The sequence below is a fragment of the Allobosea spartocytisi genome, from assembly GCF_014764685.1.
Classification (GTDB): domain Bacteria; phylum Pseudomonadota; class Alphaproteobacteria; order Rhizobiales; family Beijerinckiaceae; genus Allobosea; species Allobosea spartocytisi.
Genome location: NZ_JACXWY010000007.1, coordinates 84665 through 104992, shown reverse-complemented (window position 1 = coordinate 104992; position 20328 = coordinate 84665). Strand labels below are relative to the sequence as shown.

General features: G+C 69.2%; 18 protein-coding genes. 7 read left to right on the top strand and 11 right to left on the bottom strand.

Annotation, left to right across the window (positions count from 1 at the left end; genetic code table 11):
- The first annotated feature begins 2 nt into the window (after positions 1-2).
- The gene (gene eda / locus IED13_RS13400; protein WP_038360804.1) at positions 3-647 is read left to right on the top strand and encodes a bifunctional 4-hydroxy-2-oxoglutarate aldolase/2-dehydro-3-deoxy-phosphogluconate aldolase; all 645 of its coding nucleotides are present in this window, start codon (positions 3-5) and stop codon (positions 645-647) included.
- Between the two features lie 152 nt (positions 648-799).
- On the opposite strand, the gene IED13_RS13395 is transcribed toward eda, so the two are convergent.
- Entirely contained in the window at positions 800-1903 is a 1104-nt protein-coding gene (locus tag IED13_RS13395; RefSeq protein ID WP_191124457.1) for an NAD(P)/FAD-dependent oxidoreductase, read from the bottom strand.
- Positions 1904-1984: 81 nt separating this feature from the next.
- Positions 1985-3157 (bottom strand): M20 aminoacylase family protein, encoded by a 1173-nt coding sequence (locus IED13_RS13390; RefSeq protein WP_142020065.1) that lies wholly within the window; start codon positions 3155-3157, stop codon positions 1985-1987.
- Between the two features lie 451 nt (positions 3158-3608).
- On the opposite strand from IED13_RS13390, the gene IED13_RS13385 reads away from it, so the two are divergent.
- Positions 3609-3920, top strand: a complete 312-nt coding sequence (locus IED13_RS13385; RefSeq protein WP_051987668.1) for a peptidoglycan L,D-endopeptidase MepK — start codon at positions 3609-3611, stop codon at positions 3918-3920.
- Positions 3921-3927: 7 nt separating this feature from the next.
- Here the strand turns inward: IED13_RS13385 and IED13_RS13380 are convergent, their stop codons facing one another.
- Positions 3928-4449, bottom strand: a complete 522-nt coding sequence (locus IED13_RS13380) for a GNAT family N-acetyltransferase (protein WP_191124456.1) — start codon at positions 4447-4449, stop codon at positions 3928-3930.
- A gap of 33 nt (positions 4450-4482) precedes the next feature.
- The gene (locus tag IED13_RS13375) at positions 4483-5451 is read right to left on the bottom strand and encodes a threonine ammonia-lyase (RefSeq protein WP_191124455.1); all 969 of its coding nucleotides are present in this window, start codon (positions 5449-5451) and stop codon (positions 4483-4485) included.
- A gap of 314 nt (positions 5452-5765) precedes the next feature.
- On the opposite strand from IED13_RS13375, the gene argE reads away from it, so the two are divergent.
- Both argE and IED13_RS13365 read left to right on the top strand, forming a co-directional pair.
- On the top strand, positions 5766-6911 hold the full coding sequence (gene argE / locus IED13_RS13370) for an acetylornithine deacetylase (protein ID WP_191124560.1): 1146 nt from the start codon (positions 5766-5768) through the stop codon (positions 6909-6911).
- A gap of 145 nt (positions 6912-7056) precedes the next feature.
- A complete protein-coding gene (locus IED13_RS13365; protein ID WP_191124454.1) occupies positions 7057-8646 on the top strand; it encodes an ABC transporter substrate-binding protein in 1590 nt (529 codons plus the stop codon).
- A gap of 32 nt (positions 8647-8678) precedes the next feature.
- Here IED13_RS13365 and IED13_RS13360 read toward each other — a convergent pair whose 3' ends face one another.
- Positions 8679-9941 (bottom strand): peptide ABC transporter permease, encoded by a 1263-nt coding sequence (locus IED13_RS13360; RefSeq protein WP_191124453.1) that lies wholly within the window; start codon positions 9939-9941, stop codon positions 8679-8681.
- Positions 9942-10122: 181 nt separating this feature from the next.
- Here IED13_RS13360 and IED13_RS13355 point away from each other — a divergent pair, with 181 nt between their 5' ends.
- Entirely contained in the window at positions 10123-10638 is a 516-nt protein-coding gene (locus IED13_RS13355; protein WP_191124452.1) for a DUF2478 domain-containing protein, read from the top strand.
- 36 nt (positions 10639-10674) lie between these two features.
- On the top strand, positions 10675-11301 hold the full coding sequence (mobA, locus tag IED13_RS13350) for a molybdenum cofactor guanylyltransferase MobA (protein WP_191124451.1): 627 nt from the start codon (positions 10675-10677) through the stop codon (positions 11299-11301).
- Positions 11302-11315: 14 nt separating this feature from the next.
- On the opposite strand, the gene IED13_RS13345 is transcribed toward mobA, so the two are convergent.
- The 3 genes from IED13_RS13345 to IED13_RS13335 form a co-directional block, all read right to left on the bottom strand.
- Positions 11316-11726 carry an SRPBCC family protein gene (locus IED13_RS13345; RefSeq protein ID WP_038360811.1) on the bottom strand — a complete coding sequence of 137 codons (411 nt, stop codon included), beginning with the start codon at positions 11724-11726 and terminating at the stop codon, positions 11316-11318.
- 101 nt (positions 11727-11827) lie between these two features.
- On the bottom strand, positions 11828-12946 hold the full coding sequence (locus IED13_RS13340; protein WP_191124450.1) for an Mrp/NBP35 family ATP-binding protein: 1119 nt from the start codon (positions 12944-12946) through the stop codon (positions 11828-11830).
- Between the two features lie 30 nt (positions 12947-12976).
- Complete coding sequence (locus tag IED13_RS13335) at positions 12977-13237, bottom strand: sulfurtransferase TusA family protein (protein WP_051987671.1); 261 nt, start codon at positions 13235-13237, stop codon at positions 12977-12979.
- Positions 13238-13416: 179 nt separating this feature from the next.
- On the opposite strand from IED13_RS13335, the gene IED13_RS13330 reads away from it, so the two are divergent.
- Positions 13417-14664 carry a molybdopterin molybdotransferase MoeA gene (locus tag IED13_RS13330; RefSeq protein ID WP_191124449.1) on the top strand — a complete coding sequence of 416 codons (1248 nt, stop codon included), beginning with the start codon at positions 13417-13419 and terminating at the stop codon, positions 14662-14664.
- Positions 14665-14708: 44 nt separating this feature from the next.
- On the opposite strand, the gene IED13_RS13325 is transcribed toward IED13_RS13330, so the two are convergent.
- From IED13_RS13325 to IED13_RS13315, 3 genes are all read right to left on the bottom strand, one after another.
- Entirely contained in the window at positions 14709-15482 is a 774-nt protein-coding gene (locus IED13_RS13325) for a TIGR02186 family protein (protein ID WP_191124448.1), read from the bottom strand.
- Positions 15479-16408 carry a sulfite exporter TauE/SafE family protein gene (locus IED13_RS13320; protein WP_191124447.1) on the bottom strand — a complete coding sequence of 310 codons (930 nt, stop codon included), beginning with the start codon at positions 16406-16408 and terminating at the stop codon, positions 15479-15481. The genes IED13_RS13325 and IED13_RS13320 overlap by 4 nt, the downstream gene beginning before the upstream one ends.
- A 178-nt stretch (positions 16409-16586) precedes the next feature.
- Complete coding sequence (locus IED13_RS13315; protein ID WP_191124446.1) at positions 16587-19964, bottom strand: SEL1-like repeat protein; 3378 nt, start codon at positions 19962-19964, stop codon at positions 16587-16589.
- Positions 19965-20328: the final 364 nt, after the last annotated feature.

Below are 20328 nucleotides of genomic sequence, written 5' to 3'. Positions count from 1 at the left end.
CCATGGACGAAGCTGCCGCGATTGCCCGGCTGAAGAGCTGCGGGGTCATCCCCGTCGTCGTGATCGAGGATGCGGGGCGCGCCGTCGATCTCGCCCATGCGCTGGTCGCCGGCGGCATCGATGTCGTCGAGGTCACGCTGCGCCGTCCCGCGGCGATCGAGGCGCTCGCCGCCATCGCCAGATCGGTGCCGAAGGCGCTTGCCGTCGCCGGCACGGTCGTGACCCCCGCCCAGGTTTCGCAGGTGAAGGATGCCGGCGCGCAGGCCGTGGTCAGCCCCGGCTTCAGCGAGAGCGTCGACGAAGCCTTGCGCAAGGCCGGCTTGCCCTGGCTGCCGGGCGTCGCCACGGCCTCCGACTGCATGCGCGCCGTCGCGGCCGGCCGCACCACCGCGAAGTTCTTTCCGGCCGAGCAGGCCGGCGGCCCGCCGGCCCTGAAGGCGCTCTCGGGCCCCTTCCCGCAGATGAGCTTCTGCCCCACCGGCGGTGTCGGCCTGAAGAACCTCGGCGATTATCTGGCCTTGCCGCAGGTCATCTGCGTCGGCGGCTCCTGGCTCGTCCCGGCCGATGCCATCGCCAGCGGCGACTGGAACCGCATCACGACGCTGGCGCGCGAGGCGAAGGAAGCGTTCCTCAAGTTCAGGGGATAGGGCGCGCCCGCGTTCCCCTGCGCCCTTCTCCCCTTGGGGGAGAAGGTGCCGGCAGGCGGATGAGGGCGGTTCGGCGCCTGCATTCCCTCATCCGTCAGCGCTTCGCGCTGCCACCTGCTCCCCCCGAGGGGAGAAGGACGCGGGGGACGAGGTTACCGCAGCTTCTCCCGCACGATCTCCGCAATCGCGAGCGAGCTCGTCAGCCCCGGGCTCTCGATGCCGAGCAGATTGACCAGCTCCGCTACGCCATGCACCTCCGGCCCGTCGATGCGGAAATCCGGCATCGGTTCGGTCGGCCCGTGCAGCTTCGGCCGGATGCCGGCGTAATCCGCGACCAGCGCTCCGTCCGCCAGCCCCGGCCAATAGGTCCGGATCGCCGCGTAGAACTTATCTCCGCGACCGGGATCGACGACCAGGTCCTGGTCGCTTTCGACCCATTCGACATCGGGGCCGAACTTCACCCGTCCGCCCATGTCGATGGTGGCGTGGATGCCCAGGCCCGCTGCTTCCGGCACCGGATAGACCAGATGCGTGAAGGGCTGCTTGCCGGTCAGGGCGAAGTAGTTGCCCTTGGCATAGTGCTGCACCGGCACATGCTCGGCCGGAAAGCCCGCGAGCATGCCGATGAGCTTCGGCGCGCCGTGGCCGGCCGAGTTGATCACGGTTCGCACCGTATAGGTCGCAGGCTCCGCCCCGCCGAAATCGACGCTGAAGCCGTCCGCTTCGCGCCGCCAGCCGGTGATCGGCGTGTTGAGCGCGAGCGAACCGCCGGCCGCCTCGCATTCGCCGAGCAGCGACAGCATCAGCGCATGGCTGTCGACGACGCCGGTCTCCGGCGAGAGCAGGGCGATCTCGCAACGCACCTCCGGTTCCAGCGCCTTCGCCTCCGAGCCGGTGAGCCAGCGCAGCGTGTCGACGCCCGAGGCCTTCGCGCGCGCCATGATCGTCTCCAGCGCCGGCTTCTGGCTTTCCGAGGTCGCGACGATGAGCTTGCCGCAGGCCTTGTGCGGCAGGCCGCGCCCTTCGAGATAGGCGTAGAGCTTCTTGCGGCCTTCCACGCAGACGCGGGCCTTCAGCGAGCCGGGCGGATAATAGATCCCGGCATGGATGACCTCGGAATTGCGCGCCGAGGTCTGGGTGCCGATGCCCTCGGCCGCCTCGGCGATGACGACCTCGCGACCGCCGAGCGCAAGCTCGCGGGCCACCGCGAGGCCGACGACGCCGGCCCCGACAACCAGGCAATCGATATCGCTCATACCGCTTCTCCGGCCCATCTCGGCGCGTCCGAGATGGGCAGTTTTGGGTGCCGAAATCGGCGAAAGCCGACTTCGCTGCGCTCAGCTGCGCTGCGGCATCGAGATTTCGATCAGGCTCGCCCAGTAGTTCACGCCGACAGGGATCGCCTTGTCGTTGAATTCGTAGGCGGGGTGATGCAGCCCGGCCGAGTCCCCGTTGCCGATATTGATGAAGGCGCCCGGCCGTTCCTCCAGCATGAAGGAGAAGTCTTCCGAGCCCATCGTCGGCGGGACGTCGGTGGTGATCGCGTCGGAGCCGAAGGCTTCCTTGGTCACGCTGGTCACGAAGTCGGTCTGGCCGTGATGGTTGAAGGTGACGGGATAGCCGAGATGGTATTCGAGATCGTATTTCATGCCGAAGGCCTTCATCACGCCGTCGACGATCTCGGTGATGCGCTTCTGCGCGAGCTCACGGGTCTGCGGCGTCAGCGTCCGCACCGAGCCCTTGATCTCCGCCGTCTGCGGGATGACGTTGAAGGCCTCGCCGGCATTGAGTGCGGTCACCGAGACGACGATCGACTCGAGCGGGTCGGCATTGCGCGAGGCGACGGTCTGCAGCGCGCTGACCAGGGCGCAGGAAGCGACGATCGGGTCGTTGACGCGATGCGGCGCGGCGGCGTGCCCGCCCAGGCCTTCGATCTTGATGTGGATGCGGTCGGCCGCGGCCATGGCCGGGCCCTTGGTGATCTCGAACTTGCCGACCGGGACGCCCGGCTTGTTGTGCATGCCGTAGACTTCCTGAATGCCGAAACGAGTGATCAACCCGTCGTCGATCATCGCCTTGGCGCCGGCACCACCTTCCTCGGCCGGCTGGAAGATCAGCACGGCGGTCCCGTCGAAATCGCGGGTCTGCGTCAGGTATTTGGCGGCGCCGAGCAGCATCGCGGTGTGGCCGTCATGGCCGCAGGCGTGCATCTTGCCCGGCACGGTCGAGCGGTGCTCGAGATTGGTCTCCTCATGGATCGGCAGCGCATCCATGTCGGCGCGCATGGCGATGACCTTGCCCGAGCCCTGGCCCTTGCCCTTGATCACGCCGACGACGCCGGTCTGGCCGATACCGGTCACGACCTCGTCGACGCCCCATTCCTTCAGCTTGTCGGCGACGAGACCGGCGGTCCTGTGAACGTCGTACATCAGCTCGGGATGGCGATGGATGTCGCGGCGGATCGCGGTGATTTCGGGGGTCAGCGTCGCGATGATGTCGGTCTTGGGCATCGTATCCTCTGAGATGAATTGAGCAACCACGCAGAAAGCGGGTGCCGTGCGCAAGCTAGACCAGTCGCCCGGTGCCTGTCCAAGCCGGCGGGCGCGCAGGCGGTGGGCACGGATGGCATGGCGGCGGCCGGCTGGAAGGGGTGCCCTTGTGGTCCGAGGGGCCGTTCATCGATTGCGAATGAAACGATCAATAGAAGAAAATCACACCAGCCATGATTTCGCCTTTTACAGGCAATAGTGAGCCATCATCTCCGCTCAGATCGTTTGCATTTGCCGATCTGAATTGGCTCACATCCCCCTTCATGTTTGGTTGATTATGCGTCGATTGATGTTGCTTGCGTGCGTGTCCGCGTTCTTGCCTGCTGTCGCTCTGGCTGATGAGCCGATCCAGAAAATATCCTTCCAGCCGCAGGTCAAAGGCCTGGGCTGCCTGAAGCCGGAAACCCGGTCCATGATCACGGCGCTCGTCGACAAGATCGGCCCCATCCAGATCACCTCGACCTGCGGCGGACGCCACGCCCGGCATTCCCAGCACTATCTCGGCCGCGCCATCGACTTCCGTCCGCTGGCGGTCTCGTCGCGCAAGGCGGCCGCCGCCGCCCGTTCGCTGGCAAGCGTCGGTGGCGTCGGCACGTATTCGAATGGTCTCGTCCACGCTGATGTCGGCCAGCGCGAGGCGTCCTGGTACGGTCACAAGCGCAGCCGCTATGCCTCCGCCGCCAAGCGCGGTCGCTATGCGAGGCTCGCCCGCAACGGCGGCTGATCGGCGTTCAGCCGGATAGAGAGCTCAGCGCGTGCCGATAGACCAGATCCTCCGGGTCGGGCCTTTCGGCGCGCGCATCGCGGACCGCCCCGAGCCGTTCGGCGACGGCGATCGAGGCGGCGTTGCCGGGGTCGACATAGCTTACGAGGCTTGAGAGCCGGAGGGTTCGTGCCGCCCAGTCCAGCATGGCACGCGCGGCCTCCGTGGCGTAACCCTGCCCTTCATGGCCGTCATAGAGCAGCCAGCCGAGCTCCTTCTCGGGGAAGAGCGGGCCGGCATTGATGCCGACCTGCCCGATACAGGCCCCGTTCGCGCTCAGCGCGATCATCAGCGCGCCATGCCCGAACAGCGGCCAGCAGGCGATGTCGTGGCAGAACATGCCCCAGGCCTCTCGCGTCGTCAGCGGGCCGCCCATCCACCTGGAGCGGGGCGACGCCAGAAACGCTGCATAGGCAGGAAAATCCGCCTCGGTCATGGGGCGCAGCGTGAGGCGCTGCGTCTGCAATGTCGGAACAAGGGGCTGGCTCATGGGGCGGCTTCTAGAGCCGCGCCGCCTCGCAGGCTAGACCGCGAATTCGGTCCGCCAGCGGGCGATGTCCTCCAGCGCGACGTTGGAGCCGCAGAGCACGAGGCAGATGCGTTCCCCCGGCCTGAAGCTGTCCTTGCGGGCCAGTGCCGCGGCGACCACGCAGGCGGCCGCCGGTTCCAGCAGCACGCGCCCGTTCTGGAGCACCCAGATGAGCTCGCGCACCGCCTCGGCGTCGGACACCGTCACGATCTCCTCGAGGAACTGCCGGGCGGCGGCCATGGTCCGCTCGGTCGCGAAGGGCGCGCCGAGCGTGCGTGCGATCGAGGTCGGGCGGATAGGCACCGGTTTGCCGGCTTCCAGCGCCTGGGTCATCGTCGTCGCGCCCTCGGTCTCGACGCCGTGCAGCCTGACGGCCGGGTCGAGGCCTTTCAGTGCCGCGCCGACACCGGCCGAGAAGCCGCCGCCACCGACCGAGATGAAGACATGGTCGAGCCGGCCGCCGGCGTCGCTGGCGAGTTCGAGGCCGAGCGTGCCGTGCCCGGCGATGATGGCCGGATCGTCATAGGAATGGACATGGACCATGCCCTGCGCGGCGTAGTCCTCGGCCTTGGCGAAGGCTGCGACCGAATCCTCGCAGAGCTCGACCTCGCCTCCGGCCTGCCGCGTCAGCGCGATGTTGAGCTCCGGCGTCGCCTTCGGCATCAGGACGAGCGCACGCGCACCCATGGCATGGGCGACCAGCGAAACCGCGATGGCATGGTTGCCGCCCGAGACTGTGACGACCCCGTGCTTCAGCTCCGCCTCGCTCAACCCCATCAACCGGTTGTAGCAGCCACGCACCTTGAAGGAGCCGCCGAGCTGCAGGCTCTCCACCTTCACCCAGGTCTCGACGCCGAGCCGGGCCGAAAGCCCGGCGCTGTGATAGGTCGGCGTGCGGCGCACCTTGCCGGCAATGCGCGTCGCGGCCGCCTGCACATCGGCGAGGGTGACATCGAAATCCATGATGGCGGCAATCCTGTGCTGCTTCGTCGGGTCAGGGCGACACGAGAGCCCGTCGCGGCATCCTGCGTCAAGCATGGTCAGTGCCGCGGCTTGTCCGGAATCACAGTGAGCTCCGGAGCGATTTTCGACCCGGCTGAACCGTCATTGCGGCTGTAGCGAAGCCATCCAGGGCGTCGAACGCCACCGCTCCTGCGTTGCGTCGTGGCTTCGCTCCTCGCAATGGCGGGTTCGGGTTTCACTCGGATCGAAAACCGCTTTAGCCTGTCGGCATGGAACCTGCGTCTGGCGGGATTTTGGGAGAAGCCTTCGTGACGATGACGCCGAAAGAGATGCTGGCGAAGCTGGTTTCGTTCAACACGGAATCGCAACGCAGCAATCTCGACCTGATCCATTTCTGCCGGGACTACCTCGCCTCGCTCGGCGTCGAGAGCCGGCTCGCGCCGAGCCCGGACGGGCAGAAGGCCAATCTTTACGCGACCATCGGCCCCAGGCGCGACGGCGGTATCGTTCTCTCCGGCCACACCGATGTCGTGCCGGTCGCGGGGCAGGACTGGACCTCAGATCCCTGGACGCTGACCGAGCGCGACGGCAAGCTCTATGGCCGCGGCGCCTGCGACATGAAGGGGTTCGACGCGCTCGCGCTGGCCCTGGTGCCGGAGATGCTGGCCGCGCCGCTCGAGCGGCCGATCCACATCGCGCTGTCCTATGACGAGGAGGTCGGCTGCCTCGGCGCGCGCGTCATGATCGCGTCGATGCAGCAGGAGGGGCTGAAGCCCTCGGCCGTGATCGTCGGCGAGCCTTCGATGATGAAGGTCGTGACCGGCCACAAGGGCGGCCTGCGTATGCGCACGGCGATTCGCGGCCATGCGGTGCATTCCAGCCGCATCGATGTCGGCGTCTCGGCGGTGATGGTGGCGGGCGAGCTGATCCATTGGCACAACACCACGATGGCCGAGAACAAGGCGCGCACCCCGGCCGGAAACGGCTTCGAGCCGCCCTATTCGACGCTGCATGTCGGCGTCGTGCAGGGCGGGACGGCGGTCAACATTGCCGCTGAGCATTGCACGTTCGCCCATGAGGTGCGCTGCATTCCCGGCGAATTGCAGGAGGCCTATGCCGAGCGCTACAGGGCAAAGCTCGCCGAGGTCGAGGCCGGGATGAAGGCGGTGGCTCCGGAGACCGGCATCGCTCTCGAGATCACCTCCAGCACGCCGGCCATGGGGCCGGAGACGGATGGGGCGGCGGAGGCACTCTGCCGGCGCCTGACCGGTGACAATGGCCGGCATGTCGTCGCCTATGGTACGGAGGGCGGGCTCTTCCAGGGCGCCGGCTGGTCGACGGTGGTGTGCGGTCCGGGCGATATCGCGCAGGCGCATCAGCCGGACGAGTTCATCGCGGTGGAGCAGCTCGAGGCGGGGGAGCGCTTCGTCCGGGGCTTGATCGCGGATCTGTCGCGCTGAGGATCGGGTGGGCCGCAGGAGGCGGCTCGCGAGCAAGCGGTTTTCGGGCAATCGGCGTGTGCCGATGCCCGGATCGCCAAGAAGAGGCCTCGCCGCAGGATGCCAGGCGCGGCGGGATGAGGGTCGGGACCCTGAGGGGGGAGGGATGTCGCGCAGCCGTGCCGCTGCTCTTCTGTTCGCGCTGCTGGCTTTGCTGCTGCCGGCCGCTGCGCAGGCCTTTGTCTGGGCGCGCTCGAGCGATGCGCTGACGCTCGACCCCCATGTCGCCAATGAGGGGCCGACCACGGCTCTCGTCCAGAACATCTATGAAGGTCTCACCGAGCGCGATCGGACAGGGCGCCTCGGCCCGCTTCTGGCGGTGTCCTGGCGGATGCTGCCGGAGGACCCGACGATCTGGGAGTTCAAGCTGCGCCAAGGCGTGGTTTTCCAGGATGGCAGCCGCTTCTCGGCGGATGATGTCGTCTTCTCCTATCGGCGCGCGCTGCAGCCGAATTCCGGTTTTCGCGACCATCTCGCTTCGGTTGCCGATATCGAGAAGGTCGACGACACCACGGTCCGGATCAGGACGCGCAGGCCCAATCCGGTTTTCATCGCCAATACGCCGGCGATCCTGATCATGAGCAAGGCCTGGGCGGAGCGGCACGGGACAGCCACTATTCCGGACAGCCCGATCTCCGACGCCAATTTCGCCAATGCCCATGCCAACGGCACCGGTGCCTTCGTGCTGGTGTCGCGGCAGCCGCTCGTCAGGACCGTGCTGAAGCGCAACGAGGCTTACTGGAATCGCGGCGGCGTCCCGCTTGGCATCGCGGAATTGACCTATCTGCCGGTGCCGCAGGCGAGCGCGCGCGTCGCGGCCCTGCTCGCCGGTACGGTCGATTTCCTGCAGGACGTGCCGATTCAGGATCTGCCGCGCCTGCGCGCCCGGCCCGGCCTCACCGTCACGACGGGTGTCGAGAACCGGACGATCTTCCTCGGCTTCGACGTCGCCTCGCCGGCGCCGCACGGAACCGAGGCTGGCGGCCGCAACCCCTTCGCCGATCTGCGCGTCCGGCGCGCGATGAACCTCGCCATCGATCGCGACTATATCCGGCGTGCCGTCATGCGCGGCGAGGCGCTGCCGAGCGGCATCATCATCCCGCCATTCGTCGATGGCTGGACGCGCGAGCTCGACATGCCGCCGCCTTTCTCGCTCCCGGAGGCCCGACAGCTTCTGGCCGAAGCCGGTTATTCCGAGGGCTTCTCGACCACGCTCTACTGCCCGAACGATCGCTACGTCTACGACGAGGAGACCTGTCGCGCTTTGGTTCCGATGCTGGCCCGGATCGGAATCCGGGTCACGCTCGTCGCCCAGCCGCAGGCGGCGCAGTCCCAGGCGCTGCGGCGCACACCCGGTCCCGATGTCTTCCTCGCCGGCTGGGGGACGCTGACCTATGACAGCGAATACCTTTTCTCGTCGCTCTATCACAGCCGCGACGGGCAACGCGGCACCTACAACGCCACGGGGTACAGCGATGCGGAAACCGATGCGCTGATCGACAGGATCTCCGGGGAAATCGACCGGAGCCGGCGCGCCGGGCTCGTCGCGCAACTCTGGCAGAAGCTGCGCAACCAGACGATCTACCTGCCGCTGTTCCACCAGATGCTCAGCTACGCGACGAAGGAGGCGTATGAGATACCCGTCGACGTCGCCAACACGCCGAAGCTGAAGCTGGTCGCTGCCCGCGGGCAGTGAGCCGCGCCGCGGAGCTTGCCTCTGTGGTGATCTTAAGTCGCGGACGCCGGCGGCTCTCCAGCCTTCGGCCGCGTATGGTTCGTGGCGCGCATCGGCAGCGGTACGGCCGGGCGGTCCGTGCGGTACTGGCCGCGCGCGATCGCGCCGAACATCAGCACGACGGCGGTCAGCGTCATCAGCCACCAGGGCAGCAGCGGCGCGAATCCGAAGGTGCCAAGCGCGAAGGCGGTGGTGAAGGCCGCGACGCCGCCCGCCGAGAGGGCGCCGGACATGCGCCCCGCGGCGCGGATCGCGAAATAGAGGCAGGCGGCGGCCGTGGCGGCCCCCACCAGCCCGAGCTCGTACCAGGTCTCGAACAGCAGGGTCACCGGCGCCGGCTGCGGCAGGACGCCGGTCATCTGGCCGCGCAGCACGGTGTCGAGGCCGTGGCCCGTGATCAGCTCCACCGGCGATTGCCGGATGACGTCGGCCCAGATCGACAGCATCTGGGCGAAGTCGCTGCTGCTGTCCGGCAGGGCCGAGACGAGCGGCGCGAGCAGGAAGGGCAGGAGCGGCGCGAACAGCATCAGCCCCGCGATGATCGCGGCGATGACCTTGGTCGCGCCTTCGCGGCTGGCGGTGACCGCGCCGAAGGCGACGGCGCCGAAGATCATCGCCACCGTCTCGCCATCCTCGAAGCGGGTCAGCGCCAGCAGGCCGACGATGAGCGCGAGCCCGAGCGCGGTCATGCCGCGCTCGCGCGACAAGAGCCAGGCCAGTGCCGGCCAGGCCATGATCAGGATGATCGAGACGCCGCGCTCGACCGCGCCGGGCGGCGCCGCCGCATGGCGCAGCGCCGCGACGATGATGAGGCCCAGCGCGAAGACGCCGGCGACGCTGGTGCCGAGCGCCACGAGATTGAGGTTGGAGGCCCGCATTCGCTCGGGCAGCGCCGACAGGCCGACGAAGCCGAGCGCGACGGCGAGCGCCAGGTTGCCGGCCTTCTCGGCGGCGGTGCCGGGATAGGGGCTCCAGATCAGCGACAGCGCCGCCCAGGCGATCAGCCCGAGCAGGATGAGCCCGGGGCGGCTGAGCAGCGCCGCCTTCAGCCCGCCGAGGAAATGGCGTGGCTCCTCCACGAGCGCGGCGATGATCAGCAGCGCGATGCCGATCGGCACCAGCACCACCGCGGCGCGGCGCGAAACCAGCGCGGCCAGCGGCAGCACGAGTGCGAGCGTCGCGAAGCCGATGCGTCGCAGCAGTCTCGCTGCGTCGGTAGCGGGGTCGAGCTGGGCCTTGGGAGGAGGTCGGTTCATGCGTCCCGGATCGATGACAGGCCTTCGGTCAGCCCGGCCGCCCGGATTGAGCCGTCGCTACCCTAGCGAGAGAGGGCGCGCGCGACTGTAGGTGCGGCGCAACACTGCGCCGGCATCTTGCGAGTCCGCCGGCCACCGCGAACCACTGGCGCGACAGGGGGCTTCGTGAGATGAATCGGCCATGATCCGGCTGGCCGCCATCCCCTATGCAAGCAATGTCGGAATCGACGGCTTCATGCAGGGCGTCGTCGCGCGGCTGAGGCGCCGCGGCCTGCGGCTCGGCGGCGTCATCCAGCATAATGACGAGGACTGCGAAGACCGCTGCATGGCGATGTCGCTCGAGGACCTTGCCAACGGCACCCGCTTTCCGATCAGCCAGGATCTCGGACCTTCCGCCGAGGGCTGCCGGCTCGACGCGGCCGGGCTGGCCGCCGCCGCGGCGGCGTTTTCGGGCGCGCTGACGGAGCGGGCCGATCTCGTCGTCGTCAACAAGTTCGGCAAGCAGGAGGCGCTGGGCGGGGGGCTGCGCGACGAGATCGCGAAGGCGGTCATGGCCGGCCTGCCCGTCCTGCTCGCCGTGCGCCATGATGTCCTGCCGGCCTGGCGCGCTTTCGTCGGTGATGATTGGATCGAATTGGCGGTCGATGAGGAGCAGATCGAGCGCTGGGTGGTGGATGCGATGCGGCTTGCGGCCTGATCGGCGCGGGCTGATGGCGTCCTCGCGCGCACCGTCATGAGCAGCGCCCCGCCTGCGCCTCCCCTCGGGCTTATCCTTGCCGGCGGCCTCGCCCGGCGCATGGGCGGCGGCGACAAGCCGCTGAGGCTCCTGGCCGGGAGGCCCGTGCTCGACCATGTCGTCGAGCGCTTGCGCGGCCAGTGCGACGGCCTGCTGCTCAACGCCAATGGCGATCCCGCCCGCTTCGCCGCCCATGGCCTGCCGGTGGTGGCCGATTCCGTGCCCGATTTCGCCGGCCCCCTTGCGGGCATCCTCGCCGGGCTGGACTGGCTTGTCGCGCATCGGCCGAACGATGGCTGGCTCGTCAGCGTCGCGGCCGATACCCCCTTCATTCCGGCCGATCTGGTCGCCCGCCTGCATGCGGCGCGCGCAGCCGCCGGAACGCCGCTCGCCTGTGCCGCATCGGCCGGCCGGCAGCACCACGCCATCGGGCTCTGGCCGGTGGCGCTGCGAGAGGATTTGCGGGCAGCGCTGGCGGCCGGCGAACGCCGGCTCGGCCACTGGACGGCGAAGCATGGGGTCGCCGTCGCCGAATGGCAGGCGGAGCCGGTCGATCCCTTCTTCAACATCAACACGCCGAACGATCTGGCCGAGGCGCAAGACATCTTCCGGCGCCTGGGTTAGCTCGTAATGGCGCCTCAGGCTCCTCCGCGCTCCAGCAGCGCCTTCAGCGCGGCGAGGTCGCGCGCGATCATGCCCGCATCGGCCGCCATGTCGTCGTCGGACATGCCGTCGCGCTGGAACAGGGTGAACACCACCTCGGCGCCGTCGCCATTGGGCACGACCCGCATCGGATTGTGCATGGCGGCGCCGTGATCGGGGATGACGGCATGGTCGAGCACGCCGTGCTGGTTCGGCTCGCTGAACAGGATGCGCATCGGCCCCATCGGCGTCTCCGCCCGCCAGGTCATGCCCTCGACATGGACGAAGCTGTGGCCGAGCCCTTCGGCCCATCGCGGAAAATTCACGGGATCGGCGAGGAAGGCATAGACCTCCTCGGCCGGGCGCGCGACGCCGATGCCGATATGCCGGGCGCGATGGATGGCCATCACATGCCTCCTTCGTTCGATTAGGAACAAAAGAAGAACAAGATCGTCGCCATGTCAAGCGGCGTCCATGCAAGCCGCGTCCTGCGGCCGGAGCCTGGGCTCTATTCGATGACGATGCGCGGTGCCGCCCGTGTCGCGCCACCCAAGGCCGCCTGGACCTGCCGCGCCAGGGCGATATAGGCCTTGGCATGGGCGCTCGAAGGGTCACTGGCGACGATCGGACGCCCGCCATCCGAGGTTTCGCGGATCGGCATGGCGAGCGGGATTTCGCCGAGGAAGGGGATGCCGAGCCGTTCCGCCTCGTGCCGCGCGCCGCCATGGGCGAAGATGTCGGAGCGGTGTCCGCATTCCGGGCAGATGAAATAGCTCATGTTCTCGACGAGTCCGAGGATCGGCACGGCGACCTTCCTGAACATCGCCACGCCGCGCCTTGCGTCGAGCAGGGCGAGGTCCTGCGGCGTCGAGACGATGACCGCCCCCGCCAGCGGCACCTGCTGGGCCATGGTGAGCTGGGCGTCGCCGGTGCCGGGCGGCATGTCGACGACGAGCACGTCGAGCTCGCCCCAGGCGACCTCGCGCAGCATCTGCGTGATCGCCGAGATCACCATCGGCCCGCGCCAGATCATCGGCGTCTCCTCGTCGACGAGGAAGCCGATCGACATCACCTTCAGCCCATAGGCCTCCATGGGGCCGAGCGTGCGGCCGGAGACGATCTGCGGCTTGCCGGTGATGCCGAAGAGCTTCGGCATCGAGGGGCCGTAAATGTCGGAATCGAGCACGCCGACCTTGAGCCCCAGGGTCGAAAGCGCCACGGCGAGATTGGCGGCGGTGGTCGACTTGCCGACGCCGCCCTTGCCGCTCGCCACCGCGATGATCTGCTTCACGCCGGGCACGCCGGCCGGCTTCGGCGGCGGGCCGCCGGGCGCGGGGCGGTGCGCCTGCTGGCGGGCCTGCATCCCGGCGGAAGGCGCGGCCTTGTCGGCGGTCAGCCCCACCAGCACCTGCGTCACGCCGGGCAGGCCGCCAACGGCGCTTTCCGCCGCCTTGCGCACCGGCTCCATGGCGGCGGCTTCGGTCGCGTCGATGCCGATGGCGAAGATCACCTTGCCGCCGTCGATCAGGATGTCCGCGACCCGGCCGGACGCTGCGAGCGATTGCCCGCTCGCCGGCAGTTTCACCAGTTCCAGCGCCCGCAGGATGTCGGCTTGGGAAAGGCTCACGTCGGAAGTCTCCGTTCCTTGCTTGGGGCTTCAGCTTGCCTTGCGGATATGGAAGACGAGGATGCGCCCCGCGCCATCCTGCCGCTCGATCGCATCGCCCGTCTCGCGCGCCAGGTTCGGCAGGTCGATCGCCGCCATCGGATCGGTGCACTGCACGACGAGGAGGCTGCCGGCCACCGCCGCATCGAGCGCCTTGCGCACGTGCAGCACGGGCAGGGGGCATTTCAGGCCGCGCAGATCGAGCGCAATGGTGTCCATGGTCGCGCCCGCCCGGGTCGTTGTCGTCGTCATGTCTCATATGATGGCTTTTCGGGCAGGGGCAACCTGCGCCGCAGCCATGCGCTTGACCCATCCCCGCATGGCAAGGGAGAAGGGGGAGGGATAACGCGGCAACGTCCCGGACGATGCCGCGAAGCCGGGGAGAGGCGGATACCGATGGAAGCGGGTGGCCGCGAGCGGCGGGAACGGCCATGGCGCGCCTGAAGGGCATCGGGCCGGGCCATGCGCCGATGACGCTCGCCGAGGCTGGCGCGCGGGCGGTTTCCCTGGTCGCTCCGGTCGCCGGCACGCAGGCGCTGCCTTTGTCGCAAGCCGATGGCCGCGTCCTGGCGCAGGATGTCTTCGCCGGCTTGCCCCTGCCGCCCTTCGCCAATTCGGCCGTCGATGGCTACGCGCTGCGTTTCGACGATCTCGCGCCCGGTGCCGAAACCCGCCTGCCGGTGTTCGGTCGCGTCGCTGCGGGCGAGATGGCGCCAGCGGAGCTCGGGCGCGGTGCGCTGCGCATCTTCACCGGCGCCCCTATCCCGCCAGGTGCCGATACGATCGTCATGCAGGAGGATGTGAGGCGCGAGGGCGACGCGGTCCTGCTGCCGCCGGGGCTGAGGCGCGGCGCCAATCTGCGGCCGGCCGGCGAGGATGTCGCCCGGGGCGCTCGCGCATTCGAGGCCGGGCGCCGTTTGCGCCCGCAGGATCTCGGCCTGCTGGCGGCGCTCGGGCTGGAGCGCCTCACGCTCCGGCGCCGCCCGCGCGTCGCGCTGTTCTCGACCGGCGACGAATTGACCGAGCCCGGCGGGAAACTGCCTCCGGCCGCGATCTACGACGCCAACCGGCCCATGCTGCGCGCCCTGCTGGCGCGCGCCGGCGCGGAGCCTGTCGATCTCGGCATCCTGCGCGACGACCGCGACGGCCTGGCGGCGCGGCTGAAGGAAGCCGCGCGCGATTGCGACCTCGTCATCACCTCGGGCGGGGTCTCGGTCGGGGAGGAGGATCACGTCAGGGCGGCGCTGGCCACGCTCGGCTCGCTCGATTTCTGGCAGATCGCGATCAAGCCCGGCAAGCCGGTCGCCGTCGGCACGATCGCGGAGACGCCTTTCCTCGGCCTGCCCGGCAATCCGGTCGCGGTCTTCGTCACCTTCGCCTTCGTCGCGCGGCCGATGATCGCGCGGCTGGCCGGCACGGCGTGCGACCCGCTTCTGCGTCTGCCGGTGCGGCTCGGCTTTTCGCATCGGGGCAAGCCGGGGCGGCGCGAATTCCTGCGCGTCTCGGTCGAGCCCGGGGCGGATGCCATTCCGCTGGCACGCAGGCATCCGGGCGAGGGGGCGGGCTCGCTGGCCTCGCTGACCCAGTCCGACGGGCTCGTCGAGCTGGCCGAGGATCCGGCGCTGGCCGAGGAAGGCAGCATCCAGCCCTTCCTGCCCTATTCCGCGCTTCTCGGCTGAGGGGCCAGCCGGTTCAAGGCCGCGACGGATCGAAAAAGAGAGCCTCAATCCCGCCGGAAGACGACGCTGGCGCCCCAGCCGAGGAACAGCGCGAGCAGGATGGTGGCGAGCCCGTAGAGCCACGGCCAGTCATAGGCGCCGGAGGCGAGGCGCTGCTCGGCGCCGGTCTTGATCACCTCGAAATTCGTCTGCTGCCGCGCCAGCGGCACGCCGCCGGCATAGAGCACGACATCGACGGTATAGGAGCCCGTCGGCGCCGTCGCGGGGACGTCGATCGGCGCGCTGAACAGGGAGTTCGAGAGAAAGGTCACGCCCCGTTGCTGATAGGCATAGAGCTCCTTGCCCTGCATGATGCGCACGAGGCTGTCGCGGAACGTCGCCACGCTGCTGTCGTCGAACCAGTTCTGCGCCGGGCGTTCGGCATTGGCGAGGCCAACCCGGTCGCGCCTCGCCGTTTCCGCGCTCATCATCTCGCTGATCGGCCGGTTGGTCGCGACCAGCAGGAAGACCGGGCTCTCGGGGAAGCGCCGCTGCGTGCGGTTGATCCAGATCGGCCCGAACCGCTCCTTCTGGCGCACCAGCAGCATGCGGCGCGGCCCGCGCACGGTGATGATGATGTCGTGCGGGTCGCCGCGGGCGACGCTGCGCCCGTCGCGCTCGACGAGACCGAAGACGGTGAGCTGGCTGCCGGTATAGTTCGAGGTGATCTGGATCTGGTGGCTCGACATCGCCGCGATCAGCGTCTCGGCCCGCGCCGGCATGGCGAGGGCCAGCAGGGCGGCCAGCAAGGCGAGGGCGTGGAGGCAGGCCCCTCTCATCGCGCGCTCTCCGGCACGACGACCGAGAAGGGCTCGCTCGGCGGAATGAACAGCTCGATCGCGAAACGCAGCCCCACCGAGAGGATCAGCAGGGCGAGCAGCAGCCGGAAGGATTCGACGTTGAGGTTGCGCGCGGCGCGGCCGCCGAACTGGGCGCCGACGACGCCGCCGACCAGCAGCAGGGCGGCGAGGATGATGTCGACCGACTGGTTGGTAATGGCGTGCAGCAATGTCGCGCCGGTCATCGTCACCAGGATCTGGAAGAGCGAGGTGCCGACCACGACGGAGGGCGGGATGCGGAAGAAATAGATCAGCGCCGGCACGAGGATGAAGCCGCCGCCGACGCCGAGCACCGCGCCGATGAAGCCGATCACGACCGCGAGCAGCGCGATCGGGATGATGCTGCAATACAGGCCGGAGCGGTAGAAGCGCTGGCGGAACGGCAGCCCCATCCACCAGGGGTGCAAGCCGCCGCGCCGCTTGCGCCGCGCCGGCTTGCCGGCCCTGACGCGCAGCATCGCGCGCACGGCGTCGTAGAGCATCAGCCCGCCGATGATCGAGAACAGCGTGACGTAGGACAGGGTGATGACCAGCTCGAGCTGGCCGAGGCGGCGCATCGCGTTGAAGAACGCCACGCCCAGCACGGTGCCGACGATGCCGCCGGAGACCAGGACGCCGCCGAGCTTGAGATCGAGCGCTTTGCGCCGGAAATAGGTCAGGACGCCGGTCATCGAGGAGCCGGCGACCTGCGCCGCCACCGTCGCCACCGCGACCGCCGGCGGAATGTCGAGGAAGATCAGCAGCGGCGTCAGCAGGAAGCCGCCGCCCACGCCGAACAGCCCGGAGATGAAGCCGACCGCACCGCTCAAGCCCAGCACCATCAGCACGCTGATCGGAAGCTCGGCGATCGGCAGGTAAATCTGCACTTCTACCCCTCATGGACGGCGCTTGAGCAGTCGCTTGCGCCGATGATCCCAGGCTACGCGGTCCGGGTTAAGGCAAATTGTCGAAATAACGAAGGACGGGCCCCTATCGGCCCGTCCCAGAGACGGTCATTCTTCCTGCCGCGTCAACACGTCGTAAGCATGACGTGTTTCAGGGTTTTCAGCTCCGGCTCGGCTTGCCGGGCTTCGCCATCGAGGCCGTCGGGCCGGCATCCCAGCCCTTCGGCGGCGGGGTGACTTCGTTGGCGGCGGTGTCGAGCACTTTCGGCTTCCAGCCCGTCGCCCGGGCCTTGGCGGCGGCGAGCTCTTCCGGCTTCAGGCGTTGGGCGACTTCGTCGCGCTTGCGGGCGGCGTCCTCGTCGCCCTGCACGGCCGCGATCGCGAACCAGACATAGGACTGCGCCAGGTCGGCCGGCGCGCCGAGCCCGCGGCCGAGCAGCACGGCGAGATTGTACTGGCTGTCGCGCACGCCGAGCTCGGCCGCTTTCGCAAACCAGGTGTTCGCGGTGGCATAATCCGGCTTGCCGGCGGCACCCTCGGCATAGAGCACCGCGAGGTTGTGCATCGCCTTGGCGTTGCCGCGCTCGGCGGCGCGCTGATACCAGATCCGGGCGAGGGGCAGGTCGCGCGGAGCTCCCACGCCCTTCTCGAACATGTTGCCGAGGCGGAACTGTGCCGGCGCGAGCCCCGCGACGGCCGCCCGCTCGAACAGGCGCAGGGCGAGCTTGGGGTCGCGCGAGCCGGTGGGGCCGTCGGCGGCGCGTGTCGCCAGTTCGTAGACGGCGCGTGCGTCGCCATCGAGCGCGGCCTTGCGCAGCCCGGCGCTGCCCAGCCCGGTCGGCAGATCGCCGAGGCCGGTCACGGCCTGCACCGGCTCGGAGGCGGGCAACGAAGCGCTGGCCGTTTCCGGCGCGGCCTGCGCCGATTCCGTGGCAGCGGAAACGGCGGCCGGAGCCGGGGCGGCGGGGGCATTGCCCGCATCCGCGTTGATGGCGCCGCCCGCATTCGCGGCGGGAGATGAGAGAGCGAGCGAGGACTGGTCCTTGGAGGGAGCCTGTTCCGCCGGCGCTGGCGGCGACAATGCCGCCGCTGTTTCCGGCAGGGCGGCCGGGGGAGCGAGCAGGTTCTGGCTCTCGTTGCTGGCCGTCTTCGTATCCTTGCCGCCCAGCGAGCTGGTGACGACCTGGGCGGTTCCCAGCGCGAGGATCACGGCGGCGAGGCCGAGCAGGAGGGGGCGCTTGCGCTTCTCCATGATCTCGCGCAGCCGGCCCGGGCTTTTCGCGGCGGGTTCGGCCGCCGTGGTGGGCGCGGTCGCGGCGGCTTCGCTGGCGGCCTTGGCCGAGCGGCGCGCGGCGGCGATCAGGCTCTGGCGAACCGATTGCGCATCCTGGCCGGCATTGGCGGTCGCCTCGGGGCGGGGGCGACCGGAGCCCGGCTCGAGCGGCAGGTCGAAGGCCGCGCTCGGCATGGCGAGGGTCGGCTCGGTGCGCTGGGGCGCCTCGCCGGCAACCGGCCGGTCCTGAGCGGCGGGAGCCGCGACGAGCGGCTCGCGAGACGTCGAGAAGCGCCTGGTCGGCTCCTGGCGCGTCGCCGGCTCCTGGGCCCGCGGCGCGGCTGGCCGGCCGGAAGCGCCATGGCGCTCCGCCAGCAATTCGCCTTCGAGGTTCGACAGGCGGCCCATGATCGCTTCGAGCGTCTGGTTGAGGGCGCCGAGCGCGTCATGCGTCTGCCGTTCCGAGGAGATCTGGGTGTCCCGCATGCCGGAAACCAGGCCGGAGAGCTCGACGATGCCCTTGCCCGGCGTCACCGCGCTGGTGGCCTGCACGAGCGCGGCGCGCTCGGCTGCCGTTTCCTCCCGCATCGAGCGCAGATGCACGACCAGATCCTGCAGCGTCCGCTCGATGCCGCTCTCGGCGTGGCGGGTCGCGGCCGCCTCGTCGAGCCGGGCGGCGATCCCCGAGATCTGCTGCTCGAGCGCGTCGAAGGACTCCGAATTCGCTTCAGGCGCGCCAGCTTCGTCGATCTTCTCGGCGAGGTGGCGCAGCATGTCTTCGATCGGCTTGAGAGCAGCCGGCACGCGCCCGTCCGCGCCCTCGGTCATGCGGACAAGCTCGCTCGAGGCCGCGAGGCTCTCGATGCGCCCGGCCAGGGCTTCGATCTGGCGCGTGACGGCGACCGGGCTGTTCTCGGCGAGCCGCTCGACATGCTGCTGGAGCAGGTCGAGGCGATGGTCGATCTGGTTATCGGGGCGACGCTCGGCGATTTCGTCGAAACGCTGCGACAGCCGGTCGATCTGGCCTGCCAGCGCCGAGAGCGGCCCCAGCTCGAACTCGCGCGGGCGGCCCGAAAGCACGGCGCTGCGCACATCCTCGATGGCCGAGGACAGGTTGCGCATCTCGCGCATGTCGGGTTCGATCTCGCGCAGCCGGCTGATCTCGAAGCCGAGCGAGGCGATCTGTTGCGAGAGCTCTTCCAGCCGGTGGTCGTTGCCGTTCTGCGCGACCAGCTCGCGCAGCTCGGCGATGTCGCGCGCCAGCGGCGTCGGATCGATGCCGCCACCCGATGCGAGCGCGTCGATCTTGTTCGCCAGATGCGCGATCTCGCGCTGGACATGCTGGTAGCCACCGCCCGAGCGATCCTGCGACAGGCGTGAAACCTCCGCCTCGAGGCGGGCCAGCGGCTTCAGCACCGGTTCGAAATGATCGCGGCCGGCGAGCCTGTCGAGGCGCTCGCCGAGAGCGGCGATCTTGGTCTCGATCGTATGGGCGAGATCGCCGCCGAAGGGGGCCGCGGGCCGCTGCTGCGGCGCGGCCGCGCGCCGCGCATCCGGCGAGAGGCGTGCGCTGAGGTCGCGCAGATCCTCGCGCAGCGCCGAGATGCGGTCCTGCGAAGCTTGAGCCGGCCGAGGCGCCTCGCTCTCGTCGCGATCGAGCAGGCGCTGGCGCGTGCGGATATCGGTGACGGCGGCGGCGAGTCCGTCGCGACTGAACGCAAGCCGGGGAGAGCGATCCTCGCCGGCCTGCTGCCGGGGCTCGACGGCGCGGCGCTCGATCTCGACGATCCGCTCGCCGATCGACTTGATGGCCTCGGCGATGACGCTGGTCGCCCGCTCCTGGCGTTCGGCAGCCGTCCGCTCGCCCGAGGACAGGCGGTCCTCGGTCTTCTCGATCCAGCGCGTGATCGAATCGAGCGCCCCGGCGGTGCGTGCGCTCGTCTCGCGCGTCAGCTTCTCGGTCGCCGCCGCCTGGCGGAGCAGGACGTCGATCTCATTGCGCGAGGGCTGAGGGGTCGGTGCGCGCGCGGCGGTTTCGGTCTGCGTCTGGGAGAGCCGCGCGAGCCGCTCCGAGAGGGCGGCGATATCGAGCTGCTCCGGCGGCGCCGTGGCGGCCATGGCCGGCTGCGCCTCCTCGCTCTCGTCGCGAATCTTGTGATCGAGCCATTCGCCCAAGGTCATGCCGGCGCGGCGAGCCGCCGCCTTAGCCGCATCGCGCGTCCTCGGGTCGACCCCCTTGACGCTCCAGGGCAAGCTGTTCGCCATGATTGTGCTCGCCTCCAGGGCCCGTTGTTAACGAAGGCGCAGCTCCCTGACGCCGCCGCTTCCGCTCGATCCGGCGATCCGTGAAAAGAACGTTGACGAAGTCGCAACGCCGGTCCGCGCCCCTGAGATTTCGCCGGCATGGTAAACAGCGGGTTAAGAATTCCGACCGATCCGTTAATTTTTTCCGAAGCGCCGCTTTTCTGCCGCCTTGTCGGGGTTCGTATAACCGTAACTTACCCCACCCCGGGGGCGTATTACCTGACGCTAGGGGAGGGGGTGCCGTAAGAAGACATCTCAGCAAGGCGATGCCGCCAGTATGTGCCGGTGCCGCCGTCCATCTTTCAAGGAATGAATGCTCATGTCG

What these genes read in the sequence shown, in the direction of transcription:
- IED13_RS13385 (WP_051987668.1), top strand. Translation starts at nt 3,609, where the DNA reads ATGATCACGGCGCTCGTCGACAAGATCGGCCCCATCCAGATCACCTCG.
- mobA (WP_191124451.1), top strand. Translation starts at nt 10,675, where the DNA reads ATGAGCAGCGCCCCGCCTGCGCCTCCCCTCGGGCTTATCCTTGCCGGC.
- IED13_RS13380 (WP_191124456.1), bottom strand. Translation starts at nt 4,449, where the DNA reads ATGAGCCAGCCCCTTGTTCCGACATTGCAGACGCAGCGCCTCACGCTG.
- argE (WP_191124560.1), top strand. Translation starts at nt 5,766, where the DNA reads ATGACGCCGAAAGAGATGCTGGCGAAGCTGGTTTCGTTCAACACGGAA.
- IED13_RS13335 (WP_051987671.1), bottom strand. Translation starts at nt 13,237, where the DNA reads ATGACGACGACAACGACCCGGGCGGGCGCGACCATGGACACCATTGCG.
- IED13_RS13390 (WP_142020065.1), bottom strand. Translation starts at nt 3,157, where the DNA reads ATGCCCAAGACCGACATCATCGCGACGCTGACCCCCGAAATCACCGCG.
- IED13_RS13325 (WP_191124448.1), bottom strand. Translation starts at nt 15,482, where the DNA reads ATGAGAGGGGCCTGCCTCCACGCCCTCGCCTTGCTGGCCGCCCTGCTG.
- IED13_RS13360 (WP_191124453.1), bottom strand. Translation starts at nt 9,941, where the DNA reads ATGAACCGACCTCCTCCCAAGGCCCAGCTCGACCCCGCTACCGACGCA.
- IED13_RS13365 (WP_191124454.1), top strand. Translation starts at nt 7,057, where the DNA reads ATGTCGCGCAGCCGTGCCGCTGCTCTTCTGTTCGCGCTGCTGGCTTTG.
- IED13_RS13375 (WP_191124455.1), bottom strand. Translation starts at nt 5,451, where the DNA reads ATGGATTTCGATGTCACCCTCGCCGATGTGCAGGCGGCCGCGACGCGC.
- IED13_RS13395 (WP_191124457.1), bottom strand. Translation starts at nt 1,903, where the DNA reads ATGAGCGATATCGATTGCCTGGTTGTCGGGGCCGGCGTCGTCGGCCTC.
- IED13_RS13315 (WP_191124446.1), bottom strand. Translation starts at nt 19,964, where the DNA reads ATGGCGAACAGCTTGCCCTGGAGCGTCAAGGGGGTCGACCCGAGGACG.
- IED13_RS13330 (WP_191124449.1), top strand. Translation starts at nt 13,417, where the DNA reads ATGGCGCGCCTGAAGGGCATCGGGCCGGGCCATGCGCCGATGACGCTC.
- IED13_RS13345 (WP_038360811.1), bottom strand. Translation starts at nt 11,726, where the DNA reads ATGGCCATCCATCGCGCCCGGCATATCGGCATCGGCGTCGCGCGCCCG.
- IED13_RS13355 (WP_191124452.1), top strand. Translation starts at nt 10,123, where the DNA reads ATGATCCGGCTGGCCGCCATCCCCTATGCAAGCAATGTCGGAATCGAC.
- eda (WP_038360804.1), top strand. Translation starts at nt 3, where the DNA reads ATGGACGAAGCTGCCGCGATTGCCCGGCTGAAGAGCTGCGGGGTCATC.